Source organism: Pantoea sp. X-Soil-YNGN-785 (assembly GCF_059730585.1).
Window position 1 is genome coordinate 1,720,406 of the sequence record NZ_AP035942.1, and the last position, 13,962, is coordinate 1,734,367.

Here is a 13,962-nt window from a genome sequence, read left to right on the forward strand (position 1 = left end):
GCCGCAAAGAAAAGGGCGCGACAATGTCGCACCCTTTTACGATCGATCCGGGGATTAGTTACCCGGATTAATCAGCCAGGTGCCCGGCTTATCAATCGTCAGGGACTGCGTGTGCATCTCACTGCCATTCTTCACGTCAATTTTATACTGTCCTGCCGCCAGATTCAGCGCGGCAAAGCCGCTGCTGCCGGGTTTAACCTCAACCGGCTGTCCATTCAGCACCACGCTTTCACCGCTTTCCAGCTTAAGATAAACCGTCGCCAGGGCAGCAGGCACGGCGGCTGGCGGCGGAGCTGATGCAGGTGTCTGCGTCGCGGCTGCCAGGTTGTTAACGACATCCGGTGTGGCACTGTGGCGATTAGCCAGCCAGACGGTGACGACCACGGCCAGAAGCGCCACGGCAGCCAGCCCCAGCAAGCCTGGCGACAGCCGCCGCACCGTGCGCGGCGTTACCGGCTCCGCTGACGCCGCAGCGTGATTCATCGCCATCACCACCGGCGGAGCCGCTTCAACCGGCTCCTCGACGGGCAGCACAGTCGGCTCGCCCGGTACCGGGAAGCTGTTGACCACGGCTTCCACATCACTGACCGGCAGATCAATCAGCGCCGCAAAGGCGTCAATCGTTTGCGGACGATCGCCGGGTTTCATAGCCAGCGCGCAGTCAATGGCATGCAGCAGCGGCAGCGAGTAGCCTTCAGGCTGACGTTCCACCAGCGGCTGATAATTATCTTCAATACAGCGCACCACACTGACTGGCGGTGGATTACCGGTAATCAGGCTGTGCAGCACCGCGCCCAGCGCGTAAATATCGGTCCACGGTCCCTGTTCGACTTCGCCTTCTTCGCTGTACTGCTCAATCGGCGCAAAGCCCGGTTTAAGCATGATTTCGGTTTCGTCAGAGAGGTTGCCAATCTCTTTACGCGCCGAGCCGAAGTCCAGCAGCACCGGCAGCTGGTTTTCCTGAATCTGGATATTGTCGAGCGAGATGTCGCGATGCAGATAGCCAGCCTGATGGATGGTGCTGATAGCTCCCAGCAGCGGCGGCAGCAGGCGGCGGATCCAGGCTTCAGAGATCGAGGCCGGGCTGGTCAGTTGCCACTCTTTCAGCGTCATCCCGCTGTAGTAAAGCGTGCCCATATAGGCGGTGCCGTTCTGCTCCCAGAAGCGCAGCACGTGCAGCAGACCGGGATGATTGAAGCGGGCCAGCAGACGCGCTTCCTGAATAAAGCTGGTCAGCCCTGCATTAAACAGCTTCTGGAAACGTTCACCGCGCAGCTCCAGCGTTAAGTCGGCGGCACGGACAGCCAGCGACACGGGCATATACTCTTTAATGGCAATAGTACGTTCAAGCTGGTGATCCCACGCGCGATAGACGATGCCGAAGCCGCCGCCTCCGATCACTTCCTTGATCTCAAATTCATTAAAACGGTATCCGTCAGGCAGGGCATTCGGAACGGTTTTCGGATTATCATTTGCCGACATAGTGAACTCTCTGTACACGGCCTGGTCGTCAGGCTGCGCGGTAATTAATTGATGTTACGCCAGGCACCAATGGCAGGATCAACCAGATCCGCGTGCAGGGTGTCGATGAGTAACACATTCACTTTTTGCTGTGGCATGAAATAGGGCGCCCACTGGCTGCGCAATGTATCGACTCGCGATTTCACAGCGTCAGCGTCCTGCTGCGCAGCATTCTTATCCATCTTTATTAACAGCGCACCATTGAAGCGCCAGACATGCTGCCTGGCATCAAAGGGCAGCACCAGCCAGCTATCTGGCGTATCCGGGCGTGTCACAATCATGCGCTGATTATTCGCGGCAATGACTTCCAGCTTGCTGTCCGGAATAGTCAGATTGGCGATGGGGTAACCCTGATAAAAGGTGACCGCAACTGGCGTCGGGTGATCCGCTGTCGCCAGCGTCAGTTCACTTTTGCCTTCTGCCCAGCCGTCAGGCGAGCACTGCTGCTTGCTGACATCCGGGATGAACAGGGTCCGCGCATTCTCATCCCAGGCGGTGCGGAAATGGCAGCCGCTGGGGAGATCAAAATGTTGCAGCGGCGTGCTGTTGGCGGGCCGTGACAGGTCGAGCGGGGCGGCATTGCTGTCACTCGCGCTGGCGGTTGCATCCGCCATCACAATCGGGCGCCAGTTCTGCAACTTGCTGGCGCTGCCGCTGGCCAGGACGCCACCTTCTTTATTGGTCATCTGCCAGGGCAGTTCGTCCAGTAAGCCGCACTGATTCGCGAGCAGGGTGCCCAGGCGCGGTAAAAAGGTGGTCAGCACGGCCGAATCCTTGCTTTTGCCAGAGACGATACGCAGCGGCAGCGTCTCTTTACACCAGTCGTCAGGCGCTTTACTCACCACATTATCGATATAAACCTCCAGCGCCAGGCTGGGGGAGTAGACCACACGATAATTTTCAGCCTGGGCGTTAAAGGCAATCAGCAGAGTGATGATGCCGGGCAACCACAGTTTCATAAGGATCCTTGGAATCAAAAACGAGGCGGCAGAAAGCGCGCCGAATCAGCCAGTGAATAGAGCAGTGTTGCCTCCTCCGGCTCACCAATCCAGACCGCCAGTGCGCTGAGATTATCTTTCTTAACGTTGCGGCTTACCGCCTGTTCCATCAGAGCCAGCCACTCTTCGCAGGCATTCACCATGCGCAGCGCCTGTTCCATTTCACTACTGTTCAGATTCAGCCAGAAGCCATCGGTGCAGACCAGAAAAGCGTCCCCATCCTCCAGCGCAATCTCCTGCGAAAAGCTGACTAAGCGAGGCGGCTCAGCGCCGAGCGCATTATAGAGTAAATTACTGTTAATGCCGGTATTTTCATAGCCCGCTTCTTTCAGCTGCTGGGCCAGACTGTGGTCCCGGGTCACCTCGTGAAGCACGCCCCGCCGGAAGTGGTAAACCCGGCTGTCACCGGCATGCGCCCACCATGCACGCTGTTTCTGGCGGTCAATAAACAGGGCTGCCAGCGTGGTGCTCATGCGGGAATATTTCGGATTTTTACCCTGTGCCTCATGCAGCGCTAAGCGGCACTGTTCGATCGCCTGGTGGGTGATTTCCGGCGTAAAGTCGGTGTTCGCCTGTATCTGGCTTAGCAGCGTGTCGCGCACCAGCTGTGCCGCCATCTCGCCGCCGGGCAGCCCGGCCACGCCATCGCAGACCACAAAACAGGCTTTTCGCTCATCCAGCTCGGCACCTGTGCGATCCTGATTCTCATCGCGTAGCCCCTGCTGGCAGCGGCTGGCAAAAACGATTTTCATGCGTCGTCCACCCGCGTCTGAGAATCTTTATACTGATTCACTTCCATGTCGTAGGCATGAAGGAAAGCTTCGCCAAACAGCGTATGGAAATCATCTTCTATCTCACCGGCCGTACGCTGGTAATTACGCATGAAGTAGTCCCAGAGCGCCGCTTTCTTCGCGGTGGAAAATGGCAGTTTTGACACCAGGCCATCGGCGCGCGCCTGCTCTTCCAGCCGCTGCGGATTAAAGGATTGCAGCATCGCCGCAATAATGGCGCGAATTCCGGCAATCATGCCCAGCTGGTGGGCCTGCAGATCGACCAGCGCATCGCGCACTGCCTGCTCCGGCGGCATAAATCCGGGCATCTGGCTCTGATACATCTGCATCAGCACGGTTTTGCCGGAGGGCAGGATCTTGAACGGGTTGTTGGCCTCATTCAGAATCATGGTCATGTCCGCTTTCACGCCCCGTTTGAGAATGGAACGTGATGAGAGCAGCGCCACGGTGCCCTGAGAAAAGAGGCTCAGCATCCGGCCGGTAATGCGCATCTGCTCTTCGTCAACCGGCGTGGCGTGACCGTTGCTCAGCCCCATGCCGTCCAGCAGGGCGGCGATGAGCCGATCCTGATCCACCGGCTGTGCTGTCAGCGCCCGGCGCGGCTCACTGGCCTGCGGATCGATCGCCAGCCGCGCATCACTGTGCCGCTCATGACGTGAAGGCGGCACGTCGTTGACCAGCAGCCGGTTCTCAACCTCATGATGTTCGTGAATGCCCAAAGGATTCGCGGGCCGGGCGCTGTCACCCGCAAACAGCGCCAGCGGATCGCTCTGCGCGTTCTGGCAGGCGGGATCGCGCACTTCCAGCGCATAATCACCGATGCGCAAGGCGTCGCCGTGCTTCAGCAGCACCTGCATGCCGCGACCCAGCGTAATGCCGTTATGCTCGACCGGCGTTACGCTGCCCTGGTTGGTCAGCCGGCACTCCCCGTCATGCGACAGGTGAACCAGCGCCTGCAGGCGCGAAATAGCCCGCGTCTCATCCGGCAGCACCAGATCGTTGTCCTGACTGCGGCCAATGGTGCCGCCAGGCGGTTGAAACGCGACGCTTCTGACCGGAACATCCGTAGTGCATTGCACGATGGTAAATTGCATGAGTTATCCCAGATTGAACGGCAAACGCATCCGGCCTCACTCGAACATCGGAGGATAGAGGCCATTACGTCCCGGCTGTGCACCTGCCGCCGGGTTAAACAGTAACGAAAACAGTTGCGCCGTGAGGTTGCCGCTGTGCTTGTGGGTCGCATGGGCAAAACCATCACTGCGATTACTCCACCAGTAGCTCATATGCTGCTGAGGGTCGAAACGTTCGGCCACTTCACGCCAGCTCAGCGTGCAGGGCAGATCCTGAAAACCGATCACATCCATAATCTCTGAGGGCTTCCTGGCGGGCACCAGCAGCGGCGGCAGCGCCTGAATCTGCTGCTCTAACTGCTCGCCGTCCAGTGGCGTCTGAACCGCCCGTAACAGGGTCGCGCCCAGATCCTGAAACCAGTCACCGGAGATGGTCAGCTGAGCCGGATGCCACTGCGCCAGCGGAAAGCTGTGCAGCGCCAGCAGCGGCCAGGCGCGGCCGACGCGGTCACAGGAGGGCAGCAGACAGCCCATCTGTACGTGTGGCCGGGTCGCGGTCACCGGCAGGACAAAGTTCCATACCGGCGCGTGAAGAAAGTTCGCGCTGTATGACCAGGCCTGCTGATGCCAGTGCATTAATCCCTGCTGGAACCAGTGATTCCACGGGCTAATCTGTTGCTCACTCAGACGACGGTGCAGAAAGTCACCGGTCGACGGCAGCTTGCCGTACCAGCCGGGGGCGGTGTAAGCAGCCATGTTCACCTCACCATTACTCGCTTTGCGAGTGTGATCGCGCGGCCGGGTGCAGCGGTGCTGCCGCCAGCACGCTGCCCGCCTGGCCCGCGATTTTAAGATTGTCTGCCAGCTTGCGCATCATCAGTGCATTGTCACGCGCATAAGGCGATGACTGAATCTGCTGATCCAGCAGCTGGCTCAGGTGCCAGTCGAGCTGCTGCAGATCGCGGGCACTGACCGTATCGGGCAGCGAGCGCTGTAAGTTTTGCAGCAGCCAGGCCCGTAAAAATTCGCCATCGTAATTGCGCGGCTGATAGAGCATCTGATAGGCGCGCAGCGCATTGCGGCTGTAGGCGTTATCATCACCCGGATCGTTGCGCAGAATGTTGGTGATCTGCTGCGCCACGCGCGGCAGCAGCAAAGACTTAAGCGCATTTTGATAAAGCACCCAGGCGGCGTCGCTGACCTGACTGCCGCGATATAAGCCAGCCCGCATAGTAAGCGGCGGATTATCGAGAGAAAAACGTTCCGACAGCGGCAGCTTCACCAGGTTGTTCAGAAAGGGTAGCAGATCAAAAATATTATCAGCAGGCTGATGAATCACCTGCTGACTCTGCTCACGAATGGCCGGCACCCGTGCGGCCACCTGCTGCAGATAGTGCTGATTCTGGTAGTAGCTGATGCTCCACAGGCTGGAGGCAATCAGCAGCGCGCCTGCCAGCACGCCGTAGCCAATCCAGTGGAACAGCTGATTGCGATACTCCCAGCGGCGATTACTGCCCGCCAGTCCGCTCTCTTTAAAGATCAGATCGCTCAGCAGGTCACGAATAAAGAAGCTCTGGCCTTTGTTGCCGGGAATCGGACTGTTGCGGTTAACGCTGTCCCAGGCGGCAATCGAATGTTCGCCCGCCTGACGTAACTGCAGTTTACGGCTCAGTTCACCCATCACCCGATCAAACGGCAGGCCTTCCTGCGTACCGCTGGTAAAGAAGAGGCCGCGCGGGCTCCAGGCGACGGCATCCTGATGATCAGAGAAGACGATATCGAGATACTCGTTCAGCAGCGGGCGCAGTGAGGCGAACTCCTGCGGGAAGAGGAAGCATTCAGCGCGCTCATTCAGATCGCGCTCCTGGGTCATCTGCTCCGCCAGCTGCTGTTGTAGCTGCTCTTCCAGCCGCTGGAACTGCTGGCCAAAATGACGATGCCAGTCATCTTTGTGCGGCTTGCCCGTCTCACGGTTAAACGTAAAGCCCCAGATAGCGTCACGCCGCGCTTTATCGATGTTGCCAAAGTAGCTCATGAAGCCTTTCAGCAAATCGGTTTTAGTGACCATCACATAGACCGGGAAGTGAATACCCGTCTGCTGATGCAGTTCCGCCATACGCTCACGCAGCGCGCTGGCCTGGGCAAAACGCGCTTCGGCAGAATCGCTCAGCAGATCGGCCACGCTGATCGTCATGATGACACCGTTAATCGGCTGGCGGGTGCGATAGCGTTTCAGCAGATTGATAAAACTGTGCCACTCCGCGGCATCGCGCACGCGCTGGCTCTCCTGCAGCGCATACCGCCCTGCGGTATCAATCAGCACTGCGCTGTCGGTAAACCACCAGTCGCAGTTGCGGGTGCCGCCGACGCCACGAATTGCCTGTTTACCCAGCGTATCGGTCAGCGGGAAATCGAGGCCCGCATTAAACAGCGCGGTGGTTTTACCGGCACCGGGCGCACCCATCACCAGATACCAGGGCAACTGGTAGAGATAATTAGCATTAAAGCGCGAGAGCAGATTGCCGCTGTGACGACGGCCAAACTGGGTGCGTTTTAGCTGCATCGCCGCGTCGCTGAAGCGCTGATTAAGCCGCTCCTCAGTCATCTGACGTTCCGCCGGATCGTCGTTGCCCGCCAACTGAAGCTGGGTCAGTAAGCGGCTGTTAAACCAGGCACGATAAAGCGACGGGATCAGCTGGAACAGGATCCAGAGAAAATAGAGCGCGCTCACGGTGAGCTGGCGAGGGAGCACCGGTTCCAGTGGACGCGACTCGCCCCATGTCCAGAACGGGCCCAGCATCCAGACCAGACAGCTCAGCGCCGTGACGCCAATAAAGCTCCACAGCAGGCGATGCGTTAACAGCAGGCGAAGGGAAGCGCGCATTATTGTGCTCCTTGATGATTACTGAGCGTTTCAGGCGCGGCAAACAGGGTGATCTCAACGCGGCGGTTGCGGGTCCGGTTTTCGCTGCTGTCGTTGGGCAGCAGCGGGTCGCTGTCACCACGGCCTTCAGAGCGTACCGTATGACCGTCCTCCAGCTGCAGCTGCAACAGCTGGGTGATGGCACGGGCGCGGGCAAATGAGAACTCATAGCTGGAGGCAAAACGGCTGTTATCCACCGGATGATCGTCGGTAAACACGGACACCAGAATGGTGCCTTTGACATCTTTCATCGCGGTTGAGACGCGGGCCAGCAGCGCGCGGCCCACCGGGTTGATCACCGTGCCTTGCTCGGCAAACAGTTTGTCTGCGGGAATAATCACTTTACTGCCAAAGGCACCATCGCTGACTTCGAGCTGTCCGGCAGCAATCACATCGTTCAGTCGCTGACGCAGATCGAGCAGCGCCTGCGGAGAAGAGGGACGGCGGCCTGCAGTAATCTGCGGCAGCGGGGTCTGATAGATGGTGCGCAGCAGCGGTTCGGCAGCGTTGCCGAGCCGCCAGTTCAGGCCGCTGTAGATCAGGCAGCCGATAAGCGCGACCAGCATGGCGCAGGCCCAGAGCGGCACCATCGGGCGGGCGAGGGTACTGACCAGCGGATGCACCTCGACCAGCGGGGGTTGCGGCGTCTGGCGCTGGGCGCGCGTCTCGTCAATCAGGCTTTTCAGGCGCTTACGGATACCGTCGCACTGGGCGCGGCCATTTTCACTGCCGCGATAGCGGCCTTCATAGCCCAGCAGCAGGCAATATTGCACCACTTCCAGCAGCCAGAGGTGTTGTTGCGGGCTTTGTGAAATGCGCGACAGCAGCTGAAAGAATTTCTCGCCGCCCCAGCTTTCATTGTGAAAGGTCACCAGCATGCCGTTGCCCGACCAGACGCCACGCGTGCCCCAGGGGGTTTGCGCTGCGGCTTCGTCCAGCGCGCTGCAGATGCAGTAACGCGCGCCGATAATCATCTCAAACGGCAGCCCTGCCTGTTTACAGCGTTGTTCAAACTGACGAATTTCATCGATCAGGGACTGGCGCAGACCCGCAGGGTCGTCATGGGTGGCTGCCCGACGAATCTGCACCACCGCATTCAGCAGTGGCGCCGCAGCCTGAAGTAATAGATTCTCATTGCCTGAGGGGGGCGCCTCACGCGCAGGGGATTCCACAGTCATTAATTCGTGATCTTCCAGCCAATGGCAAATCCCTGTACCCGCAGCACAGGACGGTGCTGCGGGCAATATGCGCCGGATTTCATATTCAGTCTAAGATCCAGGTCGCGGTATCGTTAGTCCGACAGGCTTTACTCGCGCCGCCGACGGCCACACAGACCTGTTTCGCTTTCCGCGGACGGGGACGATCGCTCTGCAGCGTGGCATCGTAACGACTGCTCTCTACGCCCGCTTTTAACGGTACATAACCAATTAACGGGCCATCAGCCTGGTCAGCAATTGCCAGCCAGCTGTGTTCCACATTACCTAATACTTCAAACGGTTTACCCGTTTCGAGATAGCGAACGACTTTGCCGCCGTAATCCGGTGAGGTCATGACCGAGGCACCATAGAGCGCCCGCCAGGTCTGATTGACCGGCTCAAATTCAGTCGGTGCCGCGACAGCGTGTCGATGGACCAGTTTGACGCCGTTAATTTCGCTGGTGACCAGCGTATCGTCAGTGACGGGCGGCGGCGGGGCCTTACAGCCTGCCAGGGTAAGCACCGCCAGCAGCGTTAACGCAAGACTCTTTTTCACCATGTTCCTCGTGATCTCATCAAAGTATCTGCATATTGCCAGGCCCGATGCAGGAGGCGCTGTTTTTCGCGCCGCATCGTGCCGAAAGTCTGTCGTTCAAAAAAAGTTCAGATTACATCAGGATAGTTACGCGTTTAGTCTACCTAAGACTTTTGAGAATTCAAACCATTGCAACCACTGGCGATGCGTGATAGCAGGCGCTTTTGGGGCGGGCTGCGATATAAGAAAAGCGCCAGACAATGTGATAGTTAAAGCGAACTGAATTATCGCAGAGACAAACTGGTTGAGAACATTGCCGCGCATTCTGACATGCAATTGATCCGATTGGAAACTATTAAGCCTTTCTAATCGTTCGTTACCGATAAAATTTATCTCTTCACGCAAAGAATCTTATCAAAATCAGAATTTACGCGCCGGATATGTCCGCCTTTTTTCCGGAAAGCGGCACGCCTTTTGCTTCAGAAAAGTTTTAATGGCGGAGAGGTGAACCATGGATGCCCTGATCTGGCTGCAGGCATCGCGTGACAGCGATATTGCCAGCCTGCAACGGCTGCTTAAGACCGGCGAACTGATGGCTGCCGTCAGTGAGCTGGTTCATCGGCTGCAGCGGGAACGCGGCGCAAACAATCTCTGGATCTGCTCCGGTGGCACGCTGTTCAGCACCGAGCGTCACGCCCGTCAGCAGGAGGTCAGCGCCGGCCTGCACCATTTCTATCAGGCGCTGCCGTCCGCCACCGCACAGCCCGGCTTCAGTCGTTTCTGCAACCTGATTGCGGCTGCCCTGCAGGCGCTGGCGGAATTACCGCTGCTGCGTCAGCAAATCAGCCAGCATGAGCGGGATCAGGCGGCGGCGATGGCGGCATTTAATCAGGTTATCCGCACCTTACTTAATCTGGTTTTTGAGGCAGCCGACACCGCCAGCGATCCCGATATCTCGCGTGCACTGATCGCGCTGTTCAGCTTTATGCAGGGCAAAGAGCTGGCAGGTCAGGAGCGGGCCATCGGTTCAGCTGGCTTTGCGGCGCGGCACTTCACGCCTGAGCAGCGCAGCCAGATGGTGGCGCTGATTGCGGCTCAGGAGCAGAGCTTTACCACCTTCCGGGAGTTTGCCGACAGCGCCGCCTGTGAAAGCTGGCAGCCATTGTCTCAGGCCAGCCGGGATATCGAACGGCTGCGGCGCATCGCCTGCACCGGTAGCCAGTATGATGAAACCGGCGCGCTGGAGTGGTTTTCCCTGCTCTCCGAGCGTCTGGACCAGATGAAAACGCTGGAGGATGCCCTGACGGCCACGCTGATGCAGCGCTGTCGTGAGGCGATTGAGCAGGCGCAGCAACAGGCGGCATCGCCGGTCGTGCAGAGTGACAGCAACTTTTCGCTCTACGTCTGCGGAGCTGACTGGCTGCCCGGCGCGTCAACGCTCAGCAGTGACGGGCTGGCCCCGCAGCTCGGGCGCTCGGTGCTGTCGCTGATTGGTGAGCAGTCACAGCGCCTTCAGCAGCAGGCGGATGAGCTGGCATCGATGCGCGCTTCACTCGACGAGCGACGGGTAATCGATCAGGCCAAACACTGGCTGATGCAGCAGCAGGGATTCACCGAAGAGGCCGCCTGGCAGGCGCTGCGCAAAAGTGCGATGAATCAGAATAAGCGCGTACTGGAGATCGCGCAGGCAGTGCTGGCCGTCGCGAAGACCCTGAGCAACTAACCCGGACGAGGTAGCTGCACAACCTTTGTGCGTGATCTGCGTCAGAAACGTGCAAAAAAGGTTAATTATTCAGCAGCGCATCACCGCACGTCGGCTTTAACGCGGCTCCAGCGATCTGGCACACCCTTTGCTTTAACCCTACAGAGAGTACGCATTGCTCCCGCCAATGGCGGTGGGGTCAGTGCTTTGGATAAAGGCGTCCATCCGCAGGCTTCGGCTTGTCGGAGGACGCCTTTTTTTATTTCTGTTCAGGGGCAACATGATGAGCAAAACGCCATTTTCACTGACACGACGTCAGGCGCTGATCTCCGGTGCAGCGCTGGGTGCGGCCTGGATCGTGCCGGGATTACGAAATGCAGTCTGGGCAGCAGGCACCGATGCGCCAGAAAAGGCGCAGGTGCGGGTTGGCTTTATCCCACTCACCGACTGCGCGCCGGTCGTCATGGCGTCGGTAAAAGGCTTCGACAAAAAGTATGGCCTGACATTGCAGGTCAGCAAAGAGGCGAGCTGGGCGGCGGTGCGTGACAAACTGACCTCCGGCGAGCTGGATGCGGCCCATGTGCTTTACGGCATGATCTACGCGCTGCAGCTTGGCGTAGCGGGGCCGCAGCACGACATGGCGAACCTGATGACGCTCAATCACAACGGCCAGGCGATCACTCTGTCGAACCAGCTGAAAGCCAGTGGCGTTACCGATGCGGCCAGCCTGAAAAAAGCCGTTGATAGCCGCCCTAAAGGCAGCCTGACCTTCGCCCACACCTTTCCCACCAGTACGCACGCCATGTGGCTCTACTACTGGCTGGCCAATGCCGGCATTCATCCGTTTGACGATGTGCGCACCGTGGTCGTGCCGCCGCCGCAGATGGTGATGAACATGAAGATTGGCAACATGAGCGGCTACTGCGTCGGCGAGCCGTGGAACCAGCGTGCCATCAGCGACAATATCGGCTTTACCGCCGCCACCAGCCAGCAGATCTGGCCGGAGCATCCGGAAAAGGTGCTGGGCACCCGTGCACAGTGGGTGAAAGAGAATCCCAATACGGCCCGCGCGCTGACTGCCGCGGTGCTGGAGGCGGCGCGCTGGATCGATGCTTCAGACGATAACCGCCGTGAAACCGCGCAGGTGTTAGCCGGTCGAGCCTGGATCAACACCAAAGTGGAGACGCTGCAGGGGCGGATGCTTGGTCAGTACGAGAACGGGCTGGGACAGTCGTGGCAGGACGCGCATCCGATGCGCTTCTTCGACAACGGCAACGTCAGTTTTCCGTGGCTCTCGGATGGCATGTGGTTCCTGACCCAGATGAAACGCTGGGGACTGCTCACCAGCGATCCCGATTACCTCGCCGTGGCCCGCCAGATCAACCACATCGACGTCTATAAACAGGCCGCCAGCGCCGTCGGGCAGATTACCTTGCCCGCCAGTGAGATGCGCAGCAGCACCCTGATCGACGGCAAAGTCTGGGATGGCAGCAATCCTGCCGCCTACGCCGCCAGTTTCGCTATCAAACGTTAAGAGAGGTTGCCATGAAAACTGACGCGCGCGCCCTGGCGCAGCCGGAGCAAACCCCCGGCAGTGCCACCGTTATTCCGCTACAGATCATCCCGAAAGCCGCAGTTCGTCCGGCGCGGCTGCGTCCGCTGTTGCAGCGCGCCATTCCCGCCGCGGGCGGCCTGCTGCTGATGTTGCTGGTGTGGCAGCTCGCGGCGCTGTCCGAACCCTCGTTTCCCTCGCCTTATGCCACCTGGCAGGCCGCGCAGGTGCTGTTTGCTGACCCGTTCTACAGCAATGGCCCCAACGATCAGGGCATCGGCTGGAACGTGCTGGCCTCGCTGCAGCGCGTCGCCATCGGCTTCGGCCTTGCCGCGCTGGTGGGCATCCCGGCGGGTTTTCTGCTGGGGCGCTTTACCTTTATGGCGCGCATGTTCAATCCGATTATCGCCCTGCTGCGGCCGGTCAGCCCGCTGGCCTGGCTGCCGATTGGACTGCTGCTGTTTCAGCGCGCCGAGCCTGCCGCCAGCTGGACCATTTTCATCTGTTCCATCTGGCCGATGATCATCAATACCGCTGAAGGGGTGCAGCGTATTCCGCAGGATTACCTCAACGTGGCGCGGGTGCTACAGCTCTCTGAATGGACGGTGATGCGCCGGATCCTGCTGCCCGCCGTGCTGCCTGCGGTGCTCACCGGGGTGCGTCTCTCTATCGGCATCGCCTGGCTGGTCATCGTCGCCGCCGAAATGCTGACCGGCGGGCTGGGCATTGGCTTCTGGATCTGGAACGAGTGGAACAACCTCAACGTGGCAAACATTCTGATTGCCATCCTGATTATCGGCGTCGTCGGGCTGCTGCTGGAGCAGGCGCTGATGCTGCTGGTCCGTCGTTTCAGCTGGGAAAAATAAGGAGAACACCATGCAACACATTATTCGCGTTCAGCAGGTGAGCCAGCGTTTCAACACTGCCAGCGGCGAGTTTCTGGCGCTGGACAACGTCAGCTTTGATATCCACGAAGGGGAAACCCTGAGCCTGATCGGCCACTCCGGCTGCGGCAAATCGACGCTGCTCAACCTGATTGCCGGATTAACCCGTCCCAGCAGCGGCGTGCTGCTGTGTGATAACCGCGAAATCACCGGACCGGGTCCCGAGCGTGCGGTGGTGTTTCAGAACCATTCGCTGCTGCCGTGGCTGACGGCATTTCAGAACGTCGAACTGGCGGTGCAGCAGGTGTTTAAAGGGCGTTTCAGCAAAGCGGAGATGCGCGACTGGATCGAGCACAACCTTAATCGGGTGCAGATGAGCCACGCCATGCACAAGCGGCCTGGCGAAATCTCCGGCGGCATGAAGCAGCGTGTCGGCATTGCGCGGGCGCTGGCGATGAAGCCGCGCGTGCTGCTGCTGGATGAGCCATTCGGCGCGCTGGATGCCTTAACCCGCGCCCACCTGCAGGACAGCGTGATGCGCATTCAGCAGGAGCTGAACACCACTATTGTGCTGATCACCCATGACGTGGATGAAGCGGTGCTGCTCTCCGATCGGGTACTGATGATGACCAACGGCCCGGCGGCGCAGGTCGGGGAGATCCTCACCGTCGATCTGCCGCGTCCGCGCTCGCGGGTCGCGCTGGCGGATGAGCCGCGCTACCACCAGCTGCGTCAGAAAGTGCTGCATTTCCTCTATGAAAAACAGACCACGGCAGCGTAAGGAGCA

12 protein-coding genes are annotated in these 13,962 nt (G+C 59.3%); 4 read left to right on the top strand and 8 right to left on the bottom strand.

Features of this window, described 5'->3' with window-relative positions; all coding sequences use genetic code 11:
• Positions 1-54: 54 nt before the first annotated feature.
• The 8 genes from AC6I8E_RS07975 to AC6I8E_RS08010 form a co-directional block, all read right to left on the bottom strand.
• A complete protein-coding gene (locus tag AC6I8E_RS07975) occupies positions 55-1,482 on the bottom strand; it encodes a serine/threonine protein kinase (RefSeq protein WP_497824652.1) in 1,428 nt (475 codons plus the stop codon).
• 44 nt (positions 1,483-1,526) lie between these two features.
• On the bottom strand, positions 1,527-2,480 hold the full coding sequence (locus tag AC6I8E_RS07980; protein ID WP_095707306.1) for a hypothetical protein: 954 nt from the start codon (positions 2,478-2,480) through the stop codon (positions 1,527-1,529).
• 14 nt (positions 2,481-2,494) lie between these two features.
• Positions 2,495-3,271, bottom strand: coding sequence for a PP2C family protein-serine/threonine phosphatase (locus AC6I8E_RS07985; protein WP_013357631.1), 777 nt, complete (start codon positions 3,269-3,271; stop codon positions 2,495-2,497).
• A complete protein-coding gene (tagH, locus tag AC6I8E_RS07990; RefSeq protein WP_497824653.1) occupies positions 3,268-4,404 on the bottom strand; it encodes a type VI secretion system-associated FHA domain protein TagH in 1,137 nt (378 codons plus the stop codon). Before tagH ends, AC6I8E_RS07985 begins: the two co-directional genes overlap by 4 nt.
• A 36-nt stretch (positions 4,405-4,440) precedes the next feature.
• Positions 4,441-5,139: a type VI secretion system-associated protein TagF gene (tagF, locus tag AC6I8E_RS07995; RefSeq protein ID WP_013357633.1), complete on the bottom strand. Its 699-nt coding sequence runs from the start codon at positions 5,137-5,139 to the stop codon at positions 4,441-4,443.
• 13 nt (positions 5,140-5,152) lie between these two features.
• Positions 5,153-7,267 carry a type VI secretion system membrane subunit TssM gene (gene tssM / locus AC6I8E_RS08000; protein ID WP_147788270.1) on the bottom strand — a complete coding sequence of 705 codons (2,115 nt, stop codon included), beginning with the start codon at positions 7,265-7,267 and terminating at the stop codon, positions 5,153-5,155.
• The gene (gene icmH / locus AC6I8E_RS08005; RefSeq protein WP_013357635.1) at positions 7,267-8,484 is read right to left on the bottom strand and encodes a type IVB secretion system protein IcmH/DotU; all 1,218 of its coding nucleotides are present in this window, start codon (positions 8,482-8,484) and stop codon (positions 7,267-7,269) included. The genes tssM and icmH overlap by 1 nt, the downstream gene beginning before the upstream one ends.
• 85 nt (positions 8,485-8,569) lie before the next feature.
• Positions 8,570-9,061 carry a hypothetical protein gene (locus AC6I8E_RS08010; protein WP_013357636.1) on the bottom strand — a complete coding sequence of 164 codons (492 nt, stop codon included), beginning with the start codon at positions 9,059-9,061 and terminating at the stop codon, positions 8,570-8,572.
• Between the two features lie 487 nt (positions 9,062-9,548).
• On the opposite strand from AC6I8E_RS08010, the gene AC6I8E_RS08015 reads away from it, so the two are divergent.
• The 4 genes from AC6I8E_RS08015 to AC6I8E_RS08030 all read left to right on the top strand — a co-directional run bounded on the left by AC6I8E_RS08015 (position 9,549) and on the right by AC6I8E_RS08030 (position 13,956).
• Positions 9,549-10,760 (top strand): nitrate regulatory protein, encoded by a 1,212-nt coding sequence (locus AC6I8E_RS08015; RefSeq protein WP_013357637.1) that lies wholly within the window; start codon positions 9,549-9,551, stop codon positions 10,758-10,760.
• A 262-nt stretch (positions 10,761-11,022) separates the two neighbouring features.
• A complete protein-coding gene (locus AC6I8E_RS08020; protein ID WP_497824696.1) occupies positions 11,023-12,273 on the top strand; it encodes a CmpA/NrtA family ABC transporter substrate-binding protein in 1,251 nt (416 codons plus the stop codon).
• An 11-nt stretch (positions 12,274-12,284) separates the two neighbouring features.
• A complete protein-coding gene (ntrB, locus tag AC6I8E_RS08025; RefSeq protein WP_013357639.1) occupies positions 12,285-13,157 on the top strand; it encodes a nitrate ABC transporter permease in 873 nt (290 codons plus the stop codon).
• Between the two features lie 10 nt (positions 13,158-13,167).
• Positions 13,168-13,956 (top strand): ABC transporter ATP-binding protein, encoded by a 789-nt coding sequence (locus tag AC6I8E_RS08030; protein ID WP_013357640.1) that lies wholly within the window; start codon positions 13,168-13,170, stop codon positions 13,954-13,956.
• The last annotated feature ends 6 nt before the right edge of the window (positions 13,957-13,962 follow it).

What these genes read in the sequence shown, in the direction of transcription:
- AC6I8E_RS08030 (WP_013357640.1), top strand. Translation starts at nt 13,168, where the DNA reads ATGCAACACATTATTCGCGTTCAGCAGGTGAGCCAGCGTTTCAACACT.
- tssM (WP_147788270.1), bottom strand. Translation starts at nt 7,267, where the DNA reads ATGCGCGCTTCCCTTCGCCTGCTGTTAACGCATCGCCTGCTGTGGAGC.
- tagH (WP_497824653.1), bottom strand. Translation starts at nt 4,404, where the DNA reads ATGCAATTTACCATCGTGCAATGCACTACGGATGTTCCGGTCAGAAGC.
- tagF (WP_013357633.1), bottom strand. Translation starts at nt 5,139, where the DNA reads ATGGCTGCTTACACCGCCCCCGGCTGGTACGGCAAGCTGCCGTCGACC.
- AC6I8E_RS08015 (WP_013357637.1), top strand. Translation starts at nt 9,549, where the DNA reads ATGGATGCCCTGATCTGGCTGCAGGCATCGCGTGACAGCGATATTGCC.
- AC6I8E_RS07985 (WP_013357631.1), bottom strand. Translation starts at nt 3,271, where the DNA reads ATGAAAATCGTTTTTGCCAGCCGCTGCCAGCAGGGGCTACGCGATGAG.
- AC6I8E_RS08020 (WP_497824696.1), top strand. Translation starts at nt 11,023, where the DNA reads ATGAGCAAAACGCCATTTTCACTGACACGACGTCAGGCGCTGATCTCC.
- ntrB (WP_013357639.1), top strand. Translation starts at nt 12,285, where the DNA reads ATGAAAACTGACGCGCGCGCCCTGGCGCAGCCGGAGCAAACCCCCGGC.
- icmH (WP_013357635.1), bottom strand. Translation starts at nt 8,484, where the DNA reads ATGACTGTGGAATCCCCTGCGCGTGAGGCGCCCCCCTCAGGCAATGAG.
- AC6I8E_RS08010 (WP_013357636.1), bottom strand. Translation starts at nt 9,061, where the DNA reads ATGGTGAAAAAGAGTCTTGCGTTAACGCTGCTGGCGGTGCTTACCCTG.
- AC6I8E_RS07980 (WP_095707306.1), bottom strand. Translation starts at nt 2,480, where the DNA reads ATGAAACTGTGGTTGCCCGGCATCATCACTCTGCTGATTGCCTTTAAC.
- AC6I8E_RS07975 (WP_497824652.1), bottom strand. Translation starts at nt 1,482, where the DNA reads ATGTCGGCAAATGATAATCCGAAAACCGTTCCGAATGCCCTGCCTGAC.